13 protein-coding genes are annotated in these 13,900 nt (G+C 59.9%); 7 read left to right on the forward strand and 6 right to left on the reverse strand.

Features of this window, described 5'->3' with window-relative positions; all coding sequences use genetic code 11:
* Positions 1 to 176: 176 nt before the first annotated feature.
* Entirely contained in the window at positions 177 to 1,703 is a 1,527-nt protein-coding gene (gene gpmI / locus BLL36_RS12110; RefSeq protein WP_076951658.1) for a 2,3-bisphosphoglycerate-independent phosphoglycerate mutase, read from the reverse strand.
* Between the two features lie 151 nt (positions 1,704 to 1,854).
* Here gpmI and BLL36_RS12115 point away from each other — a divergent pair, with 151 nt between their 5' ends.
* From BLL36_RS12115 to secB, 3 genes are read left to right on the forward strand one after another with little or no spacing between them, the layout of a single operon-like run.
* Positions 1,855 to 2,268: a rhodanese-like domain-containing protein gene (locus BLL36_RS12115; protein WP_076951659.1), complete on the forward strand. Its 414-nt coding sequence runs from the start codon at positions 1,855 to 1,857 to the stop codon at positions 2,266 to 2,268.
* 1 nt (position 2,269) lies between these two features.
* Positions 2,270 to 2,521 carry a glutaredoxin 3 gene (gene grxC, locus BLL36_RS12120; protein ID WP_076951660.1) on the forward strand — a complete coding sequence of 84 codons (252 nt, stop codon included), beginning with the start codon at positions 2,270 to 2,272 and terminating at the stop codon, positions 2,519 to 2,521.
* Positions 2,522 to 2,562: 41 nt separating this feature from the next.
* Positions 2,563 to 3,042 carry a protein-export chaperone SecB gene (gene secB / locus BLL36_RS12125; protein ID WP_003237490.1) on the forward strand — a complete coding sequence of 160 codons (480 nt, stop codon included), beginning with the start codon at positions 2,563 to 2,565 and terminating at the stop codon, positions 3,040 to 3,042.
* A gap of 158 nt (positions 3,043 to 3,200) precedes the next feature.
* Here secB and BLL36_RS12130 read toward each other — a convergent pair whose 3' ends face one another.
* Positions 3,201 to 3,656, reverse strand: a complete 456-nt coding sequence (locus BLL36_RS12130; protein ID WP_003171120.1) for a tRNA (cytidine(34)-2'-O)-methyltransferase — start codon at positions 3,654 to 3,656, stop codon at positions 3,201 to 3,203.
* Between BLL36_RS12130 and BLL36_RS12135 the strand changes: the two genes are divergently transcribed.
* Complete coding sequence (locus BLL36_RS12135; RefSeq protein ID WP_076951661.1) at positions 3,655 to 4,095, forward strand: hypothetical protein; 441 nt, start codon at positions 3,655 to 3,657, stop codon at positions 4,093 to 4,095. The genes BLL36_RS12130 and BLL36_RS12135 overlap by 2 nt on opposite strands.
* A gap of 459 nt (positions 4,096 to 4,554) precedes the next feature.
* Here the strand turns inward: BLL36_RS12135 and ntrC are convergent, their stop codons facing one another.
* The 3 genes from ntrC to BLL36_RS12155 form a co-directional block, all read right to left on the reverse strand.
* Positions 4,555 to 5,991, reverse strand: coding sequence for a nitrogen regulation protein NR(I) (gene ntrC / locus BLL36_RS12145; RefSeq protein WP_076951662.1), 1,437 nt, complete (start codon positions 5,989 to 5,991; stop codon positions 4,555 to 4,557).
* Complete coding sequence (gene glnL / locus BLL36_RS12150) at positions 5,988 to 7,073, reverse strand: nitrogen regulation protein NR(II) (protein WP_056860661.1); 1,086 nt, start codon at positions 7,071 to 7,073, stop codon at positions 5,988 to 5,990. The genes ntrC and glnL overlap by 4 nt, the downstream gene beginning before the upstream one ends.
* Before the next feature lie 372 nt (positions 7,074 to 7,445).
* The gene (locus BLL36_RS12155; protein WP_231998943.1) at positions 7,446 to 7,982 is read right to left on the reverse strand and encodes a chorismate mutase; all 537 of its coding nucleotides are present in this window, start codon (positions 7,980 to 7,982) and stop codon (positions 7,446 to 7,448) included.
* A gap of 427 nt (positions 7,983 to 8,409) precedes the next feature.
* Here BLL36_RS12155 and BLL36_RS12160 point away from each other — a divergent pair, with 427 nt between their 5' ends.
* Complete coding sequence (locus BLL36_RS12160) at positions 8,410 to 8,646, forward strand: DUF6124 family protein (RefSeq protein ID WP_076951663.1); 237 nt, start codon at positions 8,410 to 8,412, stop codon at positions 8,644 to 8,646.
* Between the two features lie 73 nt (positions 8,647 to 8,719).
* On the opposite strand, the gene glnA is transcribed toward BLL36_RS12160, so the two are convergent.
* Entirely contained in the window at positions 8,720 to 10,126 is a 1,407-nt protein-coding gene (glnA, locus tag BLL36_RS12165; RefSeq protein ID WP_012721762.1) for a type I glutamate--ammonia ligase, read from the reverse strand.
* Between the two features lie 334 nt (positions 10,127 to 10,460).
* Between glnA and thiI the strand changes: the two genes are divergently transcribed.
* Together thiI and typA are read left to right on the forward strand one after the other, a co-directional pair.
* Entirely contained in the window at positions 10,461 to 11,915 is a 1,455-nt protein-coding gene (gene thiI / locus BLL36_RS12175) for a tRNA uracil 4-sulfurtransferase ThiI (RefSeq protein WP_076951666.1), read from the forward strand.
* Between the two features lie 139 nt (positions 11,916 to 12,054).
* Positions 12,055 to 13,875: a translational GTPase TypA gene (gene typA, locus BLL36_RS12180; protein WP_076951667.1), complete on the forward strand. Its 1,821-nt coding sequence runs from the start codon at positions 12,055 to 12,057 to the stop codon at positions 13,873 to 13,875.
* Positions 13,876 to 13,900: the final 25 nt, after the last annotated feature.

The following is a 13,900-nucleotide window of genomic DNA, read 5'->3' on the forward strand; positions in this document are numbered from 1 at the left end:
GGTACCTGCTTGATATTCATATACACACCCTCAAGCGGGGGTGTGGAGGTCTCACCCTACGCTGATGTCCAGCCATCAACGGGGTTCCTACGCCAGTTATTGCCGCTGGAGGCAACTGGTTTCGCGCTCGGGTCCATTATTGACGGGCCACTCGCTTTGAGCAACCCCCGAAATATTCAGACCAGAATCGACGTCCCCGTCATCTCCACCGGCTTCTCCAGCCCCAGCAACATCAGCATAGTCGGCGCCACATCCGCCAGCACCCCGCCTTCGCGCACCTTGAAATCACGCTTGCCGACGTAGATGAACGGCACCGGTTCGGTGGTGTGGGCGGTGTGGGCCTGGCCGGTGGATTCGTCGGACATTTGCTCGCAGTTACCGTGGTCAGCAGTGATCAACGCTTCGCCGCCAACTTTTTCCAGGGCTTCAACGATACGGCCGACGCACAGGTCCAGGCATTCCACTGCCTTGGTCGCGGCTTCCAGGTTGCCGCTGTGGCCGACCATGTCGCCGTTGGCGTAGTTGACCACGATGACGTCGAAGCGCTGGTGCTCGATGGCGTCGACGATCTTGTCGGTGACTTCCGGCGCGCTCATTTCCGGTTGCAAATCGTAGGTGGCGACTTTCGGCGACGGGATCAGGATGCGCTCTTCGCCCGGGAACGGCTCTTCGCGCCCGCCGGAGAAGAAGAAGGTCACGTGGGCGTATTTCTCGGTTTCGGCGATGCGCAGTTGGGTCTTGCCGTTTTTCGCCAGGTAGTCGCCCAGCACGTTGTCCAGGCTGCCGGCTGCAAACGCGGCCGGGGCCGGAATGCTGGCGGCGTACTGGGTCAGGCCGACGTACTGCACCTTCGGCTGGCGCGCACGTTCGAATTCCTTGAAGCCGTCTTCCACGAACACACGGCTCAGCTCGCGGGCACGGTCGGCGCGGAAGTTCATGAACACCACGGCGTCGCCGTCTTCAACCTTCACCGGCTCGCCGATGGTGGTGGCTTTGACGAACTCGTCGCTCTCGCCACGGGCGTAAGCGGCTTCCAGGCCCTCCTGGGCGGTGGCGGCGTTGAATTCGGCCTGGCCGTCGACGATCAGGTTGTAGGCCTGGGATACGCGGTCCCAGCGATTGTCGCGGTCCATGGCGAAGTAACGCCCCACGATGCTGGCGATGCGGCCCTTGCCCAGGGCGGCGAAGGTGGTATCGAGCAGTTCGATGGACGATTGCGCGCTTTTCGGCGGGGTGTCGCGGCCGTCGAGGAAGGCGTGCAGGTAGATCTTGTCGGCGCCGCGCTTGAACGCCAGTTCGGCCATGGCCACCAGGTGGTCCTGATGGCTGTGCACGCCGCCGTCGGACAACAGGCCCATGAAGTGCACGGCCTTGCCGGCCGCCACTGCTTTATCTACCGCCGCGCAGATGGTCGGGTTCTCGAAGAACTCGCCATCGCGGATCGCTTTGGTCACGCGGGTGAAGTCCTGATAGACCACTCGTCCGGCGCCCAGATTCATGTGGCCGACTTCCGAGTTGCCCATCTGGCCGTCCGGCAAGCCCACGTCCATGCCGGAGCCGGAGATCAGGCCGTTGGGAACGGTGGCGGTCAGGCGGTCCAGCACGGGCTTGCGCGCCGCGTATACCGCGTTGTCGTGGTGGCTTTCACTGTGTCCGAAGCCATCGAGAATTATCAGGACCAAAGGTTTAGGCGTGGTAGTCATAGATCCTCTCGCGGCGGTAATAAAGGAAGACAATTGAAAAGGGAGTGGCAGTTTAAAGCGAAGTTCCGACCACGTCACCGCTTTACGGGGGTTGGCCCCCCCTGGCGGCTGTGTATACTTACCGCCATTTTAACGCCCTGGAACCTCCTTGATGGTTGATCACCTGATTGCATTTGCCACTGCCCACTACCTGCTTGTGGGTGCCTTCGTCATCCTGCTCGCGCTGCTGATCGCTCATGAAATGAGCCGTGGTGGCCGCAGCCTGAGCACGGCGGAGCTGACCGCGCTGGTCAACAAGGATGAAGCCGTTGTCGTCGACATCCGCCCGGCCAAGGATTTTGCCACCGGCCATATCGTCGGTGCCCTGAATATTCCGCAGGACAAGCTGATCGCGCGCCTGGCCGAGCTGGAAAAGCACAAGGCCAAGACCATCATCCTGGTCGACGCCCAGGGCCAGCACGCCGGCACTCACGCCCGCGAGATGCTCAAGACCGGCTTCACCGCCGCCAAGCTGTCCGGTGGTATCAGCAGCTGGCGCGCCGATAATCTGCCTTTGGTGAAGTGATATGAGCCAGGTTGTCGTGTATTCCAGCGATTGGTGCCCTTACTGCATGCGGGCCAAGGCCCTGCTTGAGAAGAAGGGCGTTGCCTTCGAAGAAATCAAGGTCGACGGCAAACCCCAGGTGCGTGCCGAAATGGCCCAGAAAGCCGGCCGCACGTCGGTCCCGCAAATCTGGATCGGCGACAAGCATGTCGGTGGCTGCGATGACCTGTTTGCTTTGGAGCGCGCCGGTAAACTCGATGCGCTGCTCGCCTGAAGCCCAACCCTTATAGACCCCAAGATAGACAAGGATCTGCGATGACTGACCAACAGAATACCGAAGCAGCAGAAGCTCAAGGCCCACAGTTTTCGCTGCAGCGCATCTACGTGCGTGACCTGTCGTTCGAAGCGCCGAAAAGCCCGGCCATCTTTCGCCAGGAATGGACCCCAAGCGTTGCGCTGGACCTGAACACCCGCCAGAAAGCCCTGGAAGGCGACTTCCACGAAGTCGTGCTGACCCTGTCGGTCACCGTCAAGAACGGCGAAGAAGTGGCCTTCATCGCTGAAGTGCAACAGGCCGGTATCTTCCTGATCCAAGGTCTGGACGAAGCGTCCATGAGCCACACCCTGGGCGCGTTCTGCCCGAACATCCTGTTCCCGTATGCCCGCGAGACCCTGGACAGCCTGGTCACCCGTGGCTCGTTCCCGGCGTTGATGCTGGCTCCGGTGAACTTCGATGCTCTGTATGCGCAAGAGCTGCAGCGCATGCAAAGTGAAGGTTCGTCGACCGTTCAGTAATCTCGAACCCGACGCAGAACTAAATGTGGGAGCGGGCTTGTGTGGGAGCTGGCTTGCCTGCGATAGCATCACCGAGGTGTGCCTGACACACCGAGGTGCCTGCATCGCGGGCAAGCCCGGCTCCCACACAAGCCCGCTCCCACATTTGTTATGCGGTGTTATTTAAAACCGAGTTGGCGCCAGCCTTCATAGACGGCAACGGCTACGGTGTTCGATAAGTTCAAGCTGCGGCAACCCTCGCGCATCGGCAAGCGCAGGCGATGCCCATCAGGCAATGCATCAAGCACCTCGGCCGGCAAGCCGCGACTTTCCGGGCCAAACAGAAACGCGTCGCCCTCGGCAAAGCTGGCATCATGGAACGGCCGCGAACCCTTGGTGGTGAATGCGAACAAGCGTGGGTGCCCCAGGCTTTCCAGGCAGCTGGCCAAATCGGCATGGCGCTTGAGGGTGGCGTACTCGTGGTAGTCCAGCCCGGCGCGGCGCAGGCGCTTGTCGTCCATGTCGAAGCCCAGGGGCTCGATCAAATGCAGGTGGCAGCCACTGTTGGCGCACAGCCTGATAACGTTGCCGGTGTTCGGCGGAATTTCTGGTTGAAAAAGGATGACGTGAAACATGCACGGCTCCGAAGGCAAAGATGCGCTGCATTCTACCCCTGAAGAAGACCCGAGGCCGAAGCTATTGCCGAGGGTCATGGGTTCATTGGCGATTGTCGGCCTCATGGTCGGCCTGATGATCGGCCGCCTGACCACCCCCGACCCGGTCGAGCTGCAACAGGTCGAAACCGCAGCGGACGGCGTGGTGGTGTGGTTCAACAGCGAGCCCAAGCTGCACGGCGAGCACATCGACGGCACCGTGGCGCTGCTGTTCGACGCGCAAGGCCAGGCTGCCGGTGGGCAACTCAAGGTCAATGAAAAGGACGTGAACTGGCGTGTGCGCAAGACCGATGCGGGCCTGTTGCTGAACCTGGTGGCGGCTCGGCCCTTGCACGGAGTGTGGAGTGGGGAGGCGGTCGATGGCCGCTGGCGGTTGGAGATCCATCTCCAGGAGCAATAAAAGAGGGAGTTCCCGGCCTGCCTGTACCAGGGCTCCCAAAACGGGGTGAAGCCTTAAGGCTTCGGTGTTAAAGAGGGGATTCTCGGCCTGCCTGTACCAAGGTCCCCGAAACTGGGTGGTACTGGGGTTATTGCAGGGTGCGTGCCAGAGTTGTTGGATCGTCCCAAAAGAATCTTGCAGAAAGCACTAAGCCCCGGAATACGGGGCTTTGGTGGTTTTGGCTTTAAGGTTTTTCTGGGCGAAGCTCAGGTTTCAGGCCTTGGACCCGTGCCCAATGCCGGTTCATGGTGCATTGAAGCGGTGCATATTCTTCGTCCCGGAACAAAACCAAATGTGGGAGCTGGCTTGCCTGCGAAAGCGGTGGGTCAGCTACACATCGGGTGACTGACACTTCGCCATCGCGGGCAAGCCCGGCTCCCACATTGGATCTTCAGTGGATCAAGGGTTGGGAATCAGCCCTCAGCCCTCATCCCCCTCATCATCATCCCCACCATCAACCTTCATCCCCAACTCCTTGATCTTGCGCGTCAGGGTATTGCGGCCCCAGCCCAGCAGCACGGCGGCATCGCGGCGGCGCCCGGCGGTGTGCTTGAGGGCGGTTTCGATCATGATCCGCTCGAACGCCGGCACGGCGCTGTCCAAAAGGCTCGACTGGCCGCGTGCCAGGGCCTGGTCAGCCCATTGGCGCAGCGCCTGCTCCCAGTTGGTCACCGGTGCCGAGTCTTGTGGCAGGCTCAACAGCTCCGGCGGCAGATCGCTGATGTGCACTTCGCGCCCGGAGGCCATCACGGTAATCCAGCGGCAGGTGTTTTCCAGCTGACGCACGTTACCCGGCCATGGCAGGTTCTTGAGGTATTCCTCGGTCTCACTCTTGAGCAGCTTAGGCTCCACGGCCAGCTCCAGAGCGGCGCGGCTGAGGAAGTGGCGGGCGAGGGTCGGGATGTCTTCGCGGCGGTCCGACATACGCGGAATATGGATGCGGATCACGTTGAGACGGTGGAACAAGTCCTCACGGAACTTGCCCGCGTGCACCAGGGTTTCCAGGTTCTGGTGGGTCGCCGCGATGATGCGCACGTCGACCTTGACCGGCGTATGCCCGCCCACGCGGTAGAACTCGCCGTCCGCCAGCACCCGCAGCAGGCGCGTCTGGGTGTCGGCCGGCATGTCGCCGATTTCATCGAGGAACAGCGTGCCACCGTCGGCCTGCTCAAAGCGGCCGCGACGCAGGTTGGCCGCGCCGGTGAACGCGCCTTTTTCATGGCCGAACAGCTCGGACTCCATCAAGTCCTTCGGAATCGCCGCCATGTTCAGTGCAATGAACGGCGAGGCCGCCCGTGGACTGTGACGGTGCAGGGCGTGAGCGACCAGTTCTTTGCCGGTGCCCGACTCGCCGTTGATCAGCACCGTGATGTTGGAATGGCTCAAACGCCCGATGGCGCGAAACACTTCCTGCATCGCCGGCGCTTCACCGATGATTTCCGGCGTGCGGGTCAGTGCCGGTGGGGCTTGCTGGTTCTGCTGTTCCTGGGCGTGCTGGTTGGCGCGCTTGACCAGCGCCACCGCCTCGTCCACGTCGAACGGCTTGGGCAGGTACTCAAAGGCCCCGCCCTGATAGGACGCGACAGCGCTGTCCAGGTCCGAGTGCGCGGTCATGATGATCACCGGCAGGCGCGGGTGCTGCTCACGGATCCGCGCCAACAGGTCGAGGCCGCTGGCGCCGGGCATGCGGATGTCGGAGATGATCACGTCGGGCTGCTGGCGCGCCAGGCGGCTCATCACCCCGTCGGCGCTGTCGAAGCTCTGGGTGGTCATGCCTTCCTGTTGCAAGGCTTTCTCCAGGACCCAGCGGATAGAACGGTCGTCGTCAACGATCCAGACAGTTTCACTACGGCTCATGTCGAGGGGGCTCCTTGTTCCAATGGCAGGAAGATCGAGAACGTGGTGTGGCCAGGGTGGCTCTCACATTCGATCAGGCCCTGATGCTGGCTGATGATGTTCTGGGTAATGGCCAGGCCCAGCCCGGTACCGTCCGGGCGGCCGCTGACCATGGGAAAGAAAATGGTTTCCTGCAGTTCCGCAGGAATGCCGGGGCCGTTGTCGATGATCTCGACCTTGGTCACCAGGCGATGGCGCACATGGCCAATGGTGAATTGGCGCAGGGCGCGGGTGCGCAGGCTGATGCGGCCCAGGCGCAGCTCGTTCTGGCTGCTGATGGCCTGCATGGCGTTGCGCACGATATTGAGCACCGCCTGGATCATCTGCTCGCGGTCGATCAACACGTCGGGAATGCTCGGGTCGTAATCGCGCACCAGGGTGATGCAACCCTGGCTTTCAGCCTCGACCAGTTGACAAACACGCTCCAGCACCTCGTGAACGTTGGTCATCGCCAGGGACGGCAGCTTGTTGGAGCCGAGCATGCGGTCCACCAGGTTACGCAGGCGGTCGGCCTCTTCGATGATGACGTTGGTGTAGTCCTTGAGGTGCTCTTCCGGCAGCTCGCGGGCCAGCAACTGCGCCGCGCCACGAATGCCGCCCAGCGGGTTCTTGATCTCATGGGCCAGGCCGCGCACCAGCATCTTGCTGGTTTCCTGCTTGGACAGCTGCGCCTCTTCCTTGGTGATGCGCAGCAGGCGGTCGCGGGGATGCACTTCGAGCAGCAGCAGGGTCGCGCCATTGCTCAGGATCGGGGTCACGGCGTAGTCGACGGTCAGCGTCTGGCCGGTGAGGGCGGTGAGCATCGCTTCGCGCTTGGTGAACGGGTGAGCCTGCTCCACGGCCTGGCGCAAGGAACTCAAGGCCTCGGCCGACTCGGTGAACAATTCGCTGATGAACTGCCCATGGCTGCGCTGGCCGCTGATGGCCAGGAGCATCTCCGCCGCCGGGTTCATGTACTCAAGGCGCAGGTCGTCGTTGAGCAGGATGGTCGCGGTGGTCAGGTTGTCGAGTAACAAACGGTGCAGTGCATCGCTGATGGTCATCAGGACCTCTTTTGGAGCAAGGCGCGGGCTTGAGGCACACGCTGATACAAGGAAAATGCAAAAACCAAACCAAGGCTCCGAAAAGAAGCGCAAAGGCGCTGAAATAGGGGTTTTAAGCGCGAAACTGTGGCGTTCTGCCAGCCTTGGCGGGAAGTTTCGAACCAAAATGGTGTGAGTCGGTGGGAAGGGTGCAGGCTTGCGCACCAATATAGTGCTTTTTTTTGAGGGGCGTTCAGGAAGCAAGAATTGCATTGAATCGCCAGGAAGGTTGCGGTCAGTGTGGGAGCTGGCTTGCCTGCGATAGCGGCGGCACGTTCAAAGCCGCTATCGCAGGCAAGCCAGCTCCCACAGTGTTTGATCGGGTTTGCAGATTTAGCCTTTGAAGATGCAGAGTTCGGCCGTGGCGCGGATCATCGCCAACTGCCGCAGCGGGTCATTCAGCGGTTCATGCACCGCTTCGGCCAGCCACTTGGGGCATTGCGGGTCGGTGCGCTGCGGGGTGAAGTCCGCCAGTTGCTGCAGCAGGCTTTTTTGCAGTTGGTCCAGTTGCGGACGAATCTGCTTCACCAGGTCCGGGCGCGGATCATCAGGCGCCTTGCCCTGGAACTGCCAGTCGGACAGATGGGTGTACTGCACCAGTTTGTTCGCCTCGATCTGCGCCGAAAAAAACTGCTCGGCGGCGGCGGGGTCCAGTTTGTAGCTCGGTGCCTGGGCAACGACACTGGCGATCACCTCCTGCTCGCGCTTCTTGTCCTCTACGGGCTTGTGGCTGTCCCATTTGCTCAGGGCAACCTGGTCGGCGATCTCCAGGCGTTCGGCGATGCTGTTGAGCAGCGGCTCAAGGGTGGGCGGCGCAGCGCTCGCACTGGCGCTGACAAATAACAAAGCGAACACAAGTCGATGTTTCAAAGCGGATCTCCTGTGGGAGCTGGCTTGCCTGCGATGCAGGCAACTCGGTACATCAGGTATACCCAGCTGATGCCATCGCAGGCAAGCCAGCTCCCACATTTTTGATTGGGTTTGCAGATTGGGCAGTGTGTCAGTCAGAGGCTACCTTAACTTGCGTGCTTGCCTACAGGTGCGCCAGAATCCGCCGGCTTGTACGGCTGGCTTGTCGTCTCTAAGGTTGCTCGGTCGCTGCTCATCAGCGATCAGGTTTAGTAGCCTGAGGGTCAAGTTAAGCGTGTACCGCACCGTTCTTTATGGCGGCTGTGTGCAGGGCATCTTCGGATGCGCCGGTTTTTGCTTAACTTCCCCGGTCTACTAACCTGCGGACAGCTGCCACCTAATCGTTTAGTAGCGAGTCGATGGCGGCCTCATTCGAGGAAGTTAAGACATGTTCAAGCCAACCCCAAATCCACCCCCATCCGTCTTCACCATCGCCGCCGATATCGACGACGAAGCCCTGATGATCAACAGCTTCGAAACCTTCTCCTCGGTCAGCACCCTGTTGCTGGGCCTGTCCGAAGACCTGGACGGCAAGCACCGCGATGTCGCGCTGGCCATTCACCAATTGAGCGCCATGGGCACGCTGATGGTCAGCCGCATGCTCGACCGCCAAGCAGCCACCTGACAATTCCCAGGCAAAAAAAGACCTCCCGAGGGAGGTCTTTTCGCATCACGCCACCTTAAGCAGCGCTACCGGATCAGCAGCTGTAGTACAGCTCGTATTCCAGTGGGTGTACGAAAGTGCGAACCTTGATTTCTTCTGCGCTTTTCAGCTCGATGTAGGCATCGATGAAGTCGTCGCTGAACACGCCGCCTTTGGTCAGGAACGCACGGCCCTTGTCCAGCTCTTCCAGGGCTTCTTTCAGGCTGCCGCACACTTGTGGGATCTCTTTGGCCTCTTCAGGCGGCAGGTCGTACAAGTTTTTGTCGGCGGCGTCGCCTGGGTGGATCTTGTTCTGGATGCCGTCCAGGCCGGCCATGACCAGGGCAGCGAAGGCCAGGTATGGGTTGGCCGCCGGGTCCGGGAAGCGTGCTTCGATACGGCGAGCGCGCGGGCTGGACACGTAAGGAATACGGATCGAGGCAGAGCGGTTGCGCGCCGAGTAGGCCAGCATTACCGGCGCTTCGAAACCTGGGACCAGACGCTTGTAGGAGTTGGTCGACGGGTTGGTGAAGCCGTTCAGGGCCTTACCGTGCTTGATGATGCCGCCGATGAAGTACAGGGCGGTGTCGGACAGGCCGGCATAACCTTCGCCGGCGAAGGTGTTCTTGCCATCTTTGGCGATGGACAGGTGAACGTGCATACCCGAGCCGTTATCGCCGTACAGTGGCTTAGGCATGAAGGTCGCGGTACGGCCGTAGGCAACGGCAGTGTTGTGTACGCAGTACTTCAGGGTCTGGACTTCGTCAGCCTTGGCGACCAGGGTGTTGAACTTCACACCGATTTCGTTCTGGCCGGCAGTCGCCACTTCGTGGTGATGCACTTCGATGACCAGGCCCATGTCTTCCATGGCGTTGCACATGGAGGTACGGATTTCGTGGTCATGGTCGAACGGTGGAACCGGGAAGTAGCCGCCTTTGATACCTGGACGGTGGCCATGGTTGCCGCCTTCCACGTCCTGATCGGACATCCACGAACCTTGTTCGGAGTAGATCTTGAACATGGAGCCGGAGATGTCGGACTTGAACTTCACCTGGTCAAAAATGAAGAACTCTGGCTCCGGGCCTACGAATACGGTGTCGCCGATACCGGTCGACTTCAGGTATTCCTCGGCACGCTTGGCGATCGCACGTGGGTCGCGGTCGTAGCCTTGCATGGTCGACGGCTCGATGACGTCGCACACCAGGATCAGGGTCGGCTCTTCGGTGAACGGGTCCAGCACGGCAGTGCTGTCGTCCGGCATCAGGATCATGTCGGAGGCTTCGATGCCTTTCCAGCCGGCAATGGAGGAACCGTCGAACATTTTGCCTTCTTCGAAGAACGCATCATCCAGCGCATCGCGAGCCGGCATGGTCACGTGGTGCTGAGTGCCTTTGGTGTCCGTGAAGCGCAGATCAATCCATTTGACGTCATGATCTTTGATGAGTTGAACCGACTTCGACATAGTGTCCTCCGGGTGGCTTCGGGCTGGGGTAGTGGAGTTAGCCCTTAGAATTTGGGTGATGCCGGCGCGGATAGTCCGCCATGGCAACCTGCCTCACAAGAGAGCAAATTGCATGCCAGTGCGCCAACATGGGTTTTGTGCTCCAAAAGCGACCCTATAAAGGTGCATTGCGACAAAAGCCAAAAAATAGCGCACTGCAATGTGGCGCGACTACCTGCAAATGCACTGCTTTAGTGCGCGATGGTTGCTGTGCATATTAACTGGTTAAACCTTGAGCGATTTCCGCTATAATCCGCGCCCCCCTTTTTCGGCAGGTCCGGCACGCGCTGTTTCCATGAAATTAATCGTTAAAGTCTTCCCCGAAATCACCATCAAGAGCCGACCGGTACGGATGCGTTTCATCCGTCAGTTGGCCAAGAACATCCGTGCCGTGCTCCGCGATCTGGACCCGGCTGTGGTGGTGAATGGCGTGTGGGACAACCTCGAGCTGGAAACCCGCCTGACCGACGTCAAAGCCTTGAAGGACATGACCGAGCGCCTGAGCTGCATGCCGGGTATCGCGCATTTCCTGCAAGTAGACGAGTACCCGCTGGGTGACTTCGACGACATCACCGAAAAGTGTAAACAGCACTTCGGTAATGAGCTGGAAGGGAAGATTTTTTCAGTGCGCTGCAAGCGCGCCGGCAAGCACCCGTTCAGCTCCATGGATGTGGAGAAATACGTCGGCAGCAAGCTGCGTCGCGAATGCGGTGCCGCCGGAATTTCCCTGAAAGCGCCGCAAATTGAAGTGCGCATGGAAATTCGCGACCAACGGTTGTTTGTGATCCACAGCCAGCACAACAGCATCGGCGGCTACCCGCTGGGCGCCCTGGAACAGACCCTGGTCTTGATGTCCGGCGGTTTCGATTCCACGGTCGCGGCCTACCAGATCATGCGGCGTGGCCTGATGAGCCACTTCTGCTTCTTCAACCTGGGCGGGCGTGCACACGAATTGGGCGTGATGGAAGTGGCGCACTTTATCTGGAAGAAGTACGGCAGCTCCCAACGCGTGTTATTTGTAAGCGTACCGTTCGAAGAAGTGCTGGGCGAAATTCTCGGCAAAGTCGATAACAGTCATATGGGCGTGGTATTGAAGCGTATGATGTTGCGCGCCGCGTCCCGGATCGCCGACCAACTGCAGATCGATGCGCTGGTGACCGGTGAAGCGATCTCCCAGGTGTCCAGCCAGACGCTGCCGAACCTGTCGCTGATCGACTGCGTGACCGAAAAACTGGTGCTGCGCCCACTGATCGCCAGCCATAAACAGGACATCATCGACCTGGCAGAAGAAATCGGCACCGCCGACTTTGCCAAGCACATGCCTGAATATTGCGGGGTCATTTCGGTGAACCCCAAGACCCACGCCAAGCGCAACCGCGTGGAGTACGAAGAACAACAGTTCGACATGGCGATTCTGGAGCGTGCGCTCGAGAACGCCAAACTGGTCCCGATCGATCGTGTCATCGACGAGCTGGGCCAGGATGTGCAGATCGAAGAAGTCAGCGAAGCCCTGGCCGGCCAGATCATCATCGACATCCGTCACCCGGATGCCGCTGAAGACGAGCCGCTGGAAATTCCTGGCATCGACGTACAAACGCTGCCGTTCTATGCATTGAACGCGCGTTTCAAGGAACTGGATGACAGCCGTCAGTACCTGCTGTATTGCGACAAAGGCGTGATGAGTCGCCTGCATGCCCACCATTTGCTCAGTGAGGGGCATGCCAATGTGCGCGTTTATCGACCGAGCTAAGAGCCCGGGGCTGTTTGCCTGTGGCCTGCGTCACCGGCCCCCCGACTCTGCCGTAAAGCTGTAACGGCAAGGCCTGACTCTACTGTAAATCGCTGCCACGACCTGTCAGCACACCGAATCCTCTGATCGAGATACACAAGTGATCGAAAATCTACGTAACATCGCCATCATTGCTCACGTTGACCATGGTAAAACCACCCTGGTAGACAAACTCCTGCGTCAATCCGGCACCCTGGAGCGCAACGAGCTCAACGACGAGCGCGTGATGGACTCCAACGACCAGGAAAAAGAGCGCGGCATTACCATCCTGGCCAAGAACACCGCTATCAACTGGAACGGCTACCACATCAACATCGTGGACACCCCGGGCCACGCCGACTTCGGCGGCGAAGTAGAGCGCGTAATGTCGATGGTTGACTCCGTTCTGCTGCTGGTTGACGCTCAAGACGGCCCTATGCCGCAAACCCGTTTCGTGACCAAGAAGGCTTTCGAAGCCGGCCTGCGTCCGATCGTGTGCATCAACAAGGTTGACCGTCCAGGCGCGCGTCCGGACTGGGTTCTGGACCAGATCTTCGACCTGTTCGACAACCTCGGCGCCACTGAAGAGCAACTTGATTTCCAGGTGATCTACGCCTCGGCCCTGAACGGCATTGCCGGTCTGGAACACACCGCCATGGCGGAAGACATGACCCCGCTGTACCAGGCGATCGTTGACCACGTTCCACCACCGAAGGTTGACCGTGAAGGCCCGTTCCAGATGCAAATCTCGGCACTGGACTACAACAGCTTCCTGGGTGTTATCGGCGTTGGCCGTATTGCCCGTGGCAGCGTCAAGCCGAACACCCCGGTTGTCGCCATTGGCGCCGACGGCAAGAAGCGCAACGGTCGTATCCTGAAGCTGATGGGTCACCACGGTCTGCACCGCATCGACGTTGAAGAAGCTTTCGCCGGCGACATCGTGTGCGTGAGCGGTATGGACTCGCTGTTCATCTCCGACACCCTGTGCCAGCCGGACACCGTCGAGGCGATGAAGCCTCTGACCGTCGACGAGCCGACCGTTTCCATGACCTTCCAGGTAAACGACTCGCCATTCTGCGGTAAAGAAGGCAAGTTCGTGACTTCCCGTAACATCAAGGAACGTCTGGACAAAGAGCTGCTGTACAACGTTGCCCTGCGCGTTGAAGAAGGCGATACCGCCGACAAGTTCAAGGTCTCCGGCCGTGGTGAGCTGCACCTCTCGGTACTGATCGAAACCATGCGTCGCGAAGGCTTCGAAATGGGCGTTGGTCGTCCGGAAGTGATCATCCGTCAGGTTGACGGCGTGAAGCAGGAACCGTTTGAAGACGTGACCATCGACACCCCGGAAGAATCCCAGGGCAAGGTCATGGAAGAAATGGGCCTGCGTCGCGGCGACCTGACCAACATGGTGCCGGATGGCAAAGGCCGTGTACGTCTGGAATACAACATCCCTGCTCGCGGTCTGATCGGTTTCCGTAACCAGTTCCTGACCCTGACCAACGGTGCTGGCATCCTGACCTCGATCTTCGATCGCTACGACACCATGAAGTCCGGCGACATGTCCGGCCGTCAGAACGGTGTTCTGGTCTCGGTAGAAACCGGCAAGGCGCTGACCTACTCCCTGGAAACCCTCCAGGCGCGTGGCAAGCTGTTCGTTGAGCACGGTCAAGAGATCTACAACGGTCAGATCGTTGGCTTGAACAGCCGTGACAACGACATGGGTGTGAACCCAACCAAAGGCAAGAAGCTCGACAACATGCGTGCTTCGGGCAAAGACGAAACCATCGCTCTGGTTCCACCGGTGAAGTTCACCCTGGAACAAGCCCTGGAATTCATCCAGGACGACGAGCTGTGCGAAGTTACGCCTAAGTCGATCCGCCTGCGTAAGAAGATCCTGGACGAAGGCGAGCGTACCCGCGCTGCCAAGAAAGCCAAGAACTGAGTTAACTCAGGCTGAATGAAAAACG

It is taken from the genome of Pseudomonas cedrina subsp. cedrina (assembly GCF_001983175.1).
GTDB classification, from domain to species: Bacteria; Pseudomonadota; Gammaproteobacteria; order Pseudomonadales; family Pseudomonadaceae; genus Aquipseudomonas; species Aquipseudomonas cedrina.

Coding starts and splice junctions, on each gene's coding strand:
- gpmI (WP_076951658.1), bottom strand. CDS start 1,703: ATGACTACCACGCCTAAACCTTTGGTCCTGATAATTCTCGATGGCTTC.
- BLL36_RS12115 (WP_076951659.1), top strand. CDS start 1,855: ATGGTTGATCACCTGATTGCATTTGCCACTGCCCACTACCTGCTTGTG.
- grxC (WP_076951660.1), top strand. CDS start 2,270: ATGAGCCAGGTTGTCGTGTATTCCAGCGATTGGTGCCCTTACTGCATG.
- secB (WP_003237490.1), top strand. CDS start 2,563: ATGACTGACCAACAGAATACCGAAGCAGCAGAAGCTCAAGGCCCACAG.
- BLL36_RS12135 (WP_076951661.1), top strand. CDS start 3,655: ATGCACGGCTCCGAAGGCAAAGATGCGCTGCATTCTACCCCTGAAGAA.
- BLL36_RS12130 (WP_003171120.1), bottom strand. CDS start 3,656: ATGTTTCACGTCATCCTTTTTCAACCAGAAATTCCGCCGAACACCGGC.
- ntrC (WP_076951662.1), bottom strand. CDS start 5,991: ATGAGCCGTAGTGAAACTGTCTGGATCGTTGACGACGACCGTTCTATC.
- glnL (WP_056860661.1), bottom strand. CDS start 7,073: ATGACCATCAGCGATGCACTGCACCGTTTGTTACTCGACAACCTGACC.
- BLL36_RS12160 (WP_076951663.1), top strand. CDS start 8,410: ATGTTCAAGCCAACCCCAAATCCACCCCCATCCGTCTTCACCATCGCC.
- glnA (WP_012721762.1), bottom strand. CDS start 10,126: ATGTCGAAGTCGGTTCAACTCATCAAAGATCATGACGTCAAATGGATT.
- thiI (WP_076951666.1), top strand. CDS start 10,461: ATGAAATTAATCGTTAAAGTCTTCCCCGAAATCACCATCAAGAGCCGA.